Annotated in this window: 8 protein-coding genes; 7 read left to right on the top strand and 1 reads right to left on the bottom strand. The window is 39.0% G+C overall.

The window, feature by feature from the left end:
• Positions 1–54: 54 nt before the first annotated feature.
• Positions 55–1,713 (top strand): Eco57I restriction-modification methylase domain-containing protein, encoded by a 1,659-nt coding sequence (locus RTV33_RS09035; RefSeq protein WP_312643593.1) that lies wholly within the window; start codon positions 55–57, stop codon positions 1,711–1,713.
• Here RTV33_RS09035 and RTV33_RS09040 read toward each other — a convergent pair.
• Positions 1,710–2,729, bottom strand: a complete 1,020-nt coding sequence (locus RTV33_RS09040) for a hypothetical protein (RefSeq protein WP_312643594.1) — start codon at positions 2,727–2,729, stop codon at positions 1,710–1,712. The two genes, RTV33_RS09035 and RTV33_RS09040, sit on opposite strands and share 4 nt — an antisense overlap.
• Before the next feature lie 100 nt (positions 2,730–2,829).
• Here RTV33_RS09040 and RTV33_RS09045 point away from each other — a divergent pair, with 100 nt between their 5' ends.
• From RTV33_RS09045 to RTV33_RS09070, 6 genes are all read left to right on the top strand, one after another.
• A complete protein-coding gene (locus tag RTV33_RS09045) occupies positions 2,830–3,132 on the top strand; it encodes a DUF6809 family protein (protein WP_312643595.1) in 303 nt (100 codons plus the stop codon).
• Between the two features lie 368 nt (positions 3,133–3,500).
• Positions 3,501–3,878: a hypothetical protein gene (locus tag RTV33_RS09050; RefSeq protein WP_312643597.1), complete on the top strand. Its 378-nt coding sequence runs from the start codon at positions 3,501–3,503 to the stop codon at positions 3,876–3,878.
• A gap of 225 nt (positions 3,879–4,103) precedes the next feature.
• Positions 4,104–4,277 (top strand): hypothetical protein, encoded by a 174-nt coding sequence (locus RTV33_RS09055; RefSeq protein ID WP_312643598.1) that lies wholly within the window; start codon positions 4,104–4,106, stop codon positions 4,275–4,277.
• 2 nt (positions 4,278–4,279) lie between these two features.
• Entirely contained in the window at positions 4,280–4,558 is a 279-nt protein-coding gene (locus RTV33_RS09060) for a DUF3892 domain-containing protein (RefSeq protein ID WP_312643599.1), read from the top strand.
• Positions 4,559–4,746: 188 nt separating this feature from the next.
• A complete protein-coding gene (locus tag RTV33_RS09065; protein ID WP_312643608.1) occupies positions 4,747–5,700 on the top strand; it encodes an AAA family ATPase in 954 nt (317 codons plus the stop codon).
• A gap of 58 nt (positions 5,701–5,758) precedes the next feature.
• Positions 5,759–8,565 (top strand): InlB B-repeat-containing protein (locus RTV33_RS09070; RefSeq protein ID WP_312643600.1); only part of this gene is annotated, 2,807 nt, incomplete at its 3' end.

An 8,565-nucleotide genomic window follows, 5' to 3' on the forward strand; every position in this document is an offset into this window, starting at 1 on the left:
ATAGCTTTCATATCAAAAATAGTGTATAATATTTCTTGGAAACGAGGTGAATATGTGAGTCGATACAAATCAATTAATTATGATAAAGCCAATGGTGTAGTTTATACCCCAGCAGTAATGGCTGAATATCTGGCAGATGAGATGATGTTAGCAGATTCCCAAACAAATCTTAAATCAATAAGAATTTTAGATCCTGCTATAGGAGATGGAGTACTTGCAGTAGCATTGCTTGATCGTCTAAAAGAAATAGATTGTTCGATAAGCCTAATAGGATTTGAAACAGATAATAATGTTGCATTGAAAACAAGGGAAAACTTAACAATGTTATATCCGAATGTCAATGTCCAAATACATTGCAAAAATTTTATTGAATATACAATTAACAATCCTACATTACAAGAATGCTCTAATATTAATTATGTAATTGCAAACCCACCATATATTCGAACACAAATACTGGGAGCTGATAAGGCACAAGAGCTGTCTGCAAAATTAGGATTGAATGGAAGAGTTGATATATACTATGCTTTTATGATGTTAGCTGAAAAAATGTTAGCATCTAATGGAATAGCGGGATTTATAACATCAAACAAATTTATGTCAGTCAAGTCTGGATCACAATTACGTAGCTATCTAATTGAAAATACTACATTGAGAAAAATTGTAGATTTTGGTGATACACATCTTTTTGATGCTGCCGTTCTACCATGCATCATTGTTTTTAAAAAAGCAACTACTAAAATGCAAGAGCCAACTTTCACAGCTATATATGAATGTGATTTCGATGCATGTGCAATTGAAGCGGAAAATGTTTTCAAGGTAACAGATAATGCAGGAGTTTATAAGTTGCCTAATGGTAATTGTTATAGAGTAAAAACAGGTAGGCTTTCTAACATAAATAATTCATCAGATATATGGACAATAGCTACTGATGATATAGACCTATGGTTGCAAATGGTTTCTCAAAAAACATGGAAGACATTTTCTGAGATAGGAAAAATTCGAGTAGGCATAAAAACCACAGCCGATAATGTTTTTATAGGGAATGATTGGGTCGAACGAACAGGTAACCAAGTTCCCGAGCTACTGCATCCACTTATAACTCATAGAAATGCGGGACAAATTATTGCTTCAAATAATGATCATTGGGAAGTTCTATATACTCACCAAATAGTGGACGGTAAAAAATGTGCTTATGACATGACTCTTTACCCTAAAAGTCTTGATTACCTTAAAAAGCATAAAAAACAGTTAGCCTCTCGAAAATACATTCAAGAGGCCAAAAGAAATTGGTATGAAATATGGGTGCCACAAAATCCTGAAATATGGCAAGATATGAAAATTGTATTTCGGGATATAGCAGCACACCCTACATTTTGGTTAGACCAATCTGGTGCTATAGTAAATGGTGACTGCTATTGGATTGATATTTTTCAAGGTGTTGAAATGGATATAGTTGCTCTTGCATTAGCAGTAGCAAATAGTAAGTTTATTGAAGATTTCTATGATATAAAATTTAATAATAAACTATACTCTGGAAAAAGAAGATACATGACGCAATATGTTAGTCAGTTTCCAATTCCAAATCCTAAAACAGATGAAGCACAAAGAGCAATAAGTATAGTGAAAAAAATACTTAATGATAATAAGATGGATCAAACACAAAAAGAAAATTTAGATGATTTGGTTAAAAAAATGTTTACAGTTAGCTAATCAAAAAAATTAGTAGGCAAAGGAAGTTGTATCTTTGCATTTTGAATATTACCACCAAACATCGGGAAATATTTGCAAAAATCTTCACCATTTACAACATAAAGATGGTTTAAGATTACAAAGTTATCCTCAACTTTCGCATCTACAATGACATATCTAATGTCAGAACTATAAAATAAATTCCCATTTATTTGTAATATGGGGTTCGTTTCTTCTGGAGAATGTAACCCTAAATCAATAGTTGGAGAGGTTTGCAGTTTAATTTCAACTAATTGATTTAAAATGTCTGGGTATGTTCCATCATCTGCATAGTGATTAAAACCGAGATGCTGACAGATTAAACGGTGAAGTTCAGCACCTCGATTTCTTTCTTGTATGGCATCAATTCTATTGATGCGTTTGCCTATTAATGGTAACAGTCTGCAATAGATTTGCGAAATTGGCAACATTGACCTTCTATTTGGCATACTATTGGGTGCATCAAATATTGTTTCAGATACAGTGCTATTACATAATAAAGATACATTTTGAGTGTCTCTGTTGGAAAATAATCTGCTTTCACCAAAATTGCGCATTGTTGCTTGAAACTTTGTTGTAAGAGTTCCAGTATTGTCAAAAAAAGCAAGCTGATCTCCAGTCAATACTCTTACACGGCGCATAACATCATTGTTGTCAATTTCAATTATTACATAGCGTCGAGTAGGATCTATTTCCTCATTCCAAATTTGCAAGTTCATGGACTTTTGGGTATAAACATCAAAATTTTGGGATGGAAACCTTGGCTGTGTCTTTTTAAATGATTTTGGAATAGGGTATCCTAAAGCCTCACATATAGAAGATTTCACTACTTTTGAACGTGTTCGTAGTGCTAAGCCATTTAAGCTTATACCACACAAAGCTTTGTTTAAAATATTTTCAAGTTCAATAGTAGGGATAAACAAATCTTTATTTTCTGGTGAAACTAATTCATAAATACTTATTCCGCTTTTACGTATGTTATTAATATAATTTGGCATAATTAACCTCCTTTTTAAATATTCTATCACATCAGTATCTTTTTGTATAGCTATTCATCCCCTCTTGTGGTATTGTGTTGTGCTTGAGGAGGAGATGAAAATGCAGAAAGAAAAAATACTAAGCGAACTGTACCAAGGCAACCTAAATCCAGTTGCAAAATCAGTTGTCCAAGGTAGTGACTATCAAAAAGCAATGCAAAAGATTAGTGCCCTTGAAGAAAAGCTAATGGAACAACTTAACGATGAACAGCGTAAGCTACTGCAAGAATATATTTCTGAGCAGATGAAACTCAACACCATCAGTGGTGAGGAACGCTTTACTGATGGCTTCCGAATGGGAGCGAAAATGATACTCGAAATATTGGAAAAAGATGGCGAACAGTTTAAACCGATTATAGGTTAGCTGTGCGCTATTTTTTTAACTTAACGCAATTATAGATTTATAAATAATCTGCAACAATTTAACAGATGAATTTTAGTAACATTACGATAAATTAGAATTTATGTTATGCATCAACATTGCAATATTAGCGTTAAAATACTACCATTATGATATGTTCTAAACCAATATACATTTCTATTGTCATATGTTGTTCTACACTTTTATACGTTATTATATGTTATTGTACGTTATTATACAGTTGGCGTTTTATATTTTATTTTTACAATTTATAGTTTGATATAAAATTATGAATAATTCGTTTTTGATTGTTGACATTGCAACAAAATGGATATATAATATAGTTGTAATAATAGATAGAGGTGTTCGCTATGAGTGACTACAATTTTAATTTTGAATATGTTAATGCAGGTGCTCCGATTGTTACTTTATCGGCTTTAGGGATCGCTTTCAATCAGCTTTCTCGTTCGTTGTTGGGATATCCTGAGTTAATTAATATTGGCTTTGATGAAGAAAAACTAACAATAGGAATTAAACCACATAATCCACAATCAAAAATAAAATCTTACGAATTTGAAAAAAAAGAAAAAAATGGTTGGGTGAGAATTGGATGTAGGGATTTTTCAAGGCATTTATCTAAAATTTCTAACATTGATTTTATTAGTAAGGCTCAACAATTTATTGCTTCTTATGATGATGAACAAAAGATGCTCATTGTCATAGTAGACAATGAGCATCTAAAAAAATAAATATATTTAGGATAAAAAAACGATGATAGTACCACCTATCATCGCCTCTATTCTTTGACAAAGCAAAATACATATACTATTTTACTATTGTTTAGACATCAATAGCATATCATAATTGTGTTTATTTTGCAATAAGAATTTGTCATCGTGAAAGGAATAGGTGTAGTATAGAGGCTGTTTATATTTATCCTTTAAGTATAAATATTACGAAAGGAAAATAAAAAAATGGCAAAGAAAACAGTAAAAACGGGTGAAACTGTAGAAATATCTGGTCAGTATAAACCTAAAGGGCTGAAAACTGAAGTAACGTTTGTTGCTGGTAACAAAGTTCCACCAACAATAAATGGCGCAAGTTCTTTCACATTGATTGACAAAACAAAACATAAAGGAGATAAATAACTATGATGTATGCAACAAAAATTCACATGAGCAGCGGATATCAAAACTCGAATAATTGTGTTGATATTGATACAATTTATTTAGAAGGTAATGATACAGATCAATTTTATAAGAAAGCTAATTTATATGATCACTTGAAAAAATATCCGAATTCGATAAAAGTTAAAAGAGGAACAGAACCATATCTTGTACCTGCATTAAGTTCAAGAAATGAAAAGTATGTACGCTCAGAACCAAATGATACTGAGTACGATAATTTATTGAAACTTCCAAGAGTATAATTAACTAATTACTTAAAGCATCGGCTTATCTAAATGATAGGTCGGTGCTTTTTGCATATATAAACTCAAATACAGCCGACAGGAATATCTCCGTCGATGAGTTATTCAAAGCAAATCACACAAACGGCTACAAAGCCGAGAAAAAGGAGGATGAAAATTTGAGTAAGGAACAACTCAAGCTAATTAAAATGAGCAATGTGGAAATAGAAGATATCAAATGGGTTTGGTATCCTTACATTCCGTATGGCAAAATCACCGTGGTGCAAGGTGACCCCGGTGAGGGCAAGACCACATTCATACTTGCTCTTGTTGCACTCTTAACCAAAGGCGAACCGCTCCCCGAAGAAGAACAAGGCTCAGAACCAATCAATGTCATCTACCAAACAGCTGAGGACGGTCTTGGAGATACCATCAAGCCTCGCCTTTTATCTGTGGGTGCTGACTGTGAAAGAGTAATGGTGATTGATGAAAATGAAATAGGTTTAACTTTATCTGATAAACGATTGGAACAGGCAATCAACCAAACAAACGCTAAGGTCATTGTACTGGATCCTATCCAAGCCTACCTTGGAGAAAATGTGGATATGCACCGTGCCAATGAAATCAGACCCATTATGAAAAGACTTGCTCTCCTCGCAGAACGCACAGGTTGTGCAGTTATTCTTGTTGGTCACATGAACAAAATGGGTGGTGCAAAATCTGCCTACAGAGGTTTAGGCTCAATAGATATTCGTGCAGCAGTGAGAAGTGTTTTGGTTGTTGGCAGAGTAAAAGATGAGCCAACACTTAGAATAGTTGCTCACGATAAAAGCAACCTTGCTCCCGAGGGAAAGTCGATTGCCTTTGAACTCAGTCCCGAAACAGGATTCAGTTGGAAAGGTTATTGCGAAACCACAGTTGATGAATTGCTCTGTGGCAACGGAACTGTAAAAAGCAAAACAACTATTATGGAAGATGAATTGAAAATCCTTTTGCAAGAGCCTGTGTCGGCAGAAGAAGTTAAGAATCGAGCAAGTGACATGGATATATCACTTAGAACACTGATGACAGCTAAAAGAAATCTTGGTGTGCTTTCTGAAAAGGTTGGTGACAAATGGTTTTGGAAGTTACCAAATCAAGAGTGCAAGGATGTAAGTCCTTAAAGACTTTGCATTGTTGCATTCTTCTTTTTCTGAAGTTAATCCCAAACGTTGCCCCCGTGTGCCAATTGTAACGGCAATAGGAGTAACTACCCCACCCACTACAGACAAAGCCGTTGTGAGCGATTATTTGCCCCAAACAGCACCCACAGCCGACCTACCCAAGCACCCGACGGATGGAACGGTTGAGTATACCGGTGAGGGAGAGTTCAACGTGACCGGCGCAACCACAGGGGTGTATGTGGATCATAGCAACTCTGCCGTCACGGTTACCAATGCAATGGGCACTGCACAATACGGTGTAAATGCCAGCATGGGCAAAATTACTGTAAACGGATATGTTGTTGGCACGACTGTCGGCGCACAAGCCGTAAACAGCGGTGAAGTTTCGATTAAGGGCGATGTTAGAGCACTAAATGTGGACGGTATAGGTGCTTGGGCAACTGGAAGCTCCTCTCAAATCACCATTGATGGTATGATTCATGCCGAAACCTATATCAAGATTAGCTATGACATAAAAGGCAAAAACGATGGAACGCATGATGATGCTAAGCCAGGCTATTTGAAATACGGTAATGCCGGTGACGGAATCGTGTGGGTTCAAAATACAGTCTGTGCAATCGGCGAGGAGGGATATGCAACCTTGGGCGATGCTCTTGCTGATGTACCAATAGATGGAGAGGAACCAACAATAATTAGCCTATTAAAGAGCATTGACCATGACCAAAGTATTGTCCTGGACAATCAAAAAATAACCTTTGAGTTAAATGGCTTTATACTGAACATCTATAGCGAGGACGAGGATCATCCCGCCTTGGAAGTAATAAACGGGGGCCGTGTTGTGCTTTCCGGTGTGGGTGAACTGAATGTAAAAGGAAAGAATTGCGGGGTATATGCATTCTCTGAAAACCTACCCCCTTCCGTCGTAACTGTTACAAGTGCTGAAGCCAAAGCGGCTGGTGGCTATGCAGCTTTTGCAGATGGCAAAGCCTCAATCACTATTTTGGAAGATGTGTATTCAATTGATACTGGAAAAAATGGTTATGGTGCAATCGCCTATGATACGGCATACATTCATATAAAAGGCGAAGTGATTGCAAGCGGAACAGGTGTTGAGGCTGATGCCGCGACTATTTATGTAGAAAAAAGTATTTCAGCAGGTCAGTTGGGCGCAAAGGTATTAAATGATGGTACAATCACTATTGATGGTGAAATTGTCGCTCCCAATTATATCATGGTTGATGACATACCTAAGACTAAAGTGGATGGGGTTCCCGATACTGAGCCGGGCTACTTAATGTACAGTGGTAGTGACACTGACAGTGCCGTGCGAGTTAAGGCCACTACCTATGCTTTGACTGTAACCAATGGCGCAGGCAGCGGTAACTATGTTGAGGGTGCCATTGTAAACATTACCGCGGATGCGGTACCCGACGGTCAGCGTTTCAAGGAATGGACAGGGGCGGATGGGATTGAGTTTACCGAAGGCAGCAAGACCACCCCCACGGTAAAGTTCAAGATGCCAGCAGAGGCGGTAACATTAACTGCTGCTTATGAAGATATTCCCGTAAGCATCACCGGTGTGACGGTCTCCCCTGATTCCACCAGCGTGCAGAAAGGCGCAACGCAGGGCTTCACCGCCACTGTCACCGGCACAGGTGCTTTTGATGATACCGTGGCATGGAGCGTAACAGGTGGCGTGGCTGGTACCTCTATCAACAGCTCCGGTATGCTCACCGTTGCAGAGGATGAAACAGCAGTAACCTTGACAGTCATAGCAACTGCCACTGGCGACAACAGCAAAAAAGATACCGCCACCGTTACCGTTACAGATGCACCTGTAATCAAGTATGCCCTGACCGTGAATAACGGCTCCGGCACCGGTGAATATGCCGAGGGTGCGAATGTTGTCCTCACTGCAGCCACCCCAGCAGAGGATAAGTTGTTCGACAAGTGGGTCGTCACCTCCGGGGCATTGGATTTGGCTGATGCTACCGCCAACCCAATCATCATTACCATGCCGGCGGAAGCAATTATCATTGCGGCGACTTACAAGGATAAGCCGGCTGATCCTGATCCCACCTACACAGTCACTCTAAATGGTGGTGGCACGGGTGCAACAGGTGTGGGTAATTATACTGAAGGCACGACCGTCAACATCTATGCCGGAAGTCGCAGCAGCTACACCTTTACGGGCTGGACTTCCTCGGATGTGGCAATCACCAATGCCAGCAACAAAACCACCAGCTTCACCATGCCCGCGAAGAACATAACAGTGACCGCTAACTGGAGCTACAACAGTGGTGGAGGTGGTAATGGCGGTGATGATAGCAACGGCGGTTCCTCCGACGGCAATGACGGCTCGGGTGTTGTTGTCACACCTCCTGCTCCATCTGCACCCAACGCCCCCACACAAGGCAGCGTGAATATTCCCGGCACGGTGGATGCAAGCGGTAATGTCACAGCCAATATTACAAACCAAATCGTGTCCGATGCTATTGACAGAGCACTGGCACTAGCAATGCAAAATAGCACCGAGCAAAACGGTATTATCCTCACGCTAAATATTAGCACAGGCGGCAATCCCATAAACAACCTTACGGTCAATCTGCCAAAGGAAGTGCAGGATGCCATCATAGCCAAGGGAGTATCGGGTCTTACCATCACGGTAGGAGGCTCCGACATTGCCATTGGCATGGATTTAGCGGCATTAAGGGAAATGAATCGTCAGGCGGGAGGCAATATAAATCTAACTGCCACCCGCATGAATAACGCTACTCTTGCTGGCAACGCCAGAGCTGCTATCGGCATCCGTCCGGTGTTTGACCTTAAAGCAAACTACGGCAACGGCAGGACGGTACAAAACTT

Origin of the sequence: Hydrogenoanaerobacterium sp. (assembly GCF_032017025.1) — a bacterium.
Lineage (GTDB): Bacteria > Bacillota > Clostridia > Oscillospirales > Ruminococcaceae > Hydrogenoanaerobacterium.

Coding starts and splice junctions, on each gene's coding strand:
- RTV33_RS09050 (WP_312643597.1), top strand. CDS start 3,501: ATGAGTGACTACAATTTTAATTTTGAATATGTTAATGCAGGTGCTCCG.
- RTV33_RS09060 (WP_312643599.1), top strand. CDS start 4,280: ATGATGTATGCAACAAAAATTCACATGAGCAGCGGATATCAAAACTCG.
- RTV33_RS09055 (WP_312643598.1), top strand. CDS start 4,104: ATGGCAAAGAAAACAGTAAAAACGGGTGAAACTGTAGAAATATCTGGT.
- RTV33_RS09040 (WP_312643594.1), bottom strand. CDS start 2,729: ATGCCAAATTATATTAATAACATACGTAAAAGCGGAATAAGTATTTAT.
- RTV33_RS09065 (WP_312643608.1), top strand. CDS start 4,747: ATGAGCAATGTGGAAATAGAAGATATCAAATGGGTTTGGTATCCTTAC.
- RTV33_RS09045 (WP_312643595.1), top strand. CDS start 2,830: ATGCAGAAAGAAAAAATACTAAGCGAACTGTACCAAGGCAACCTAAAT.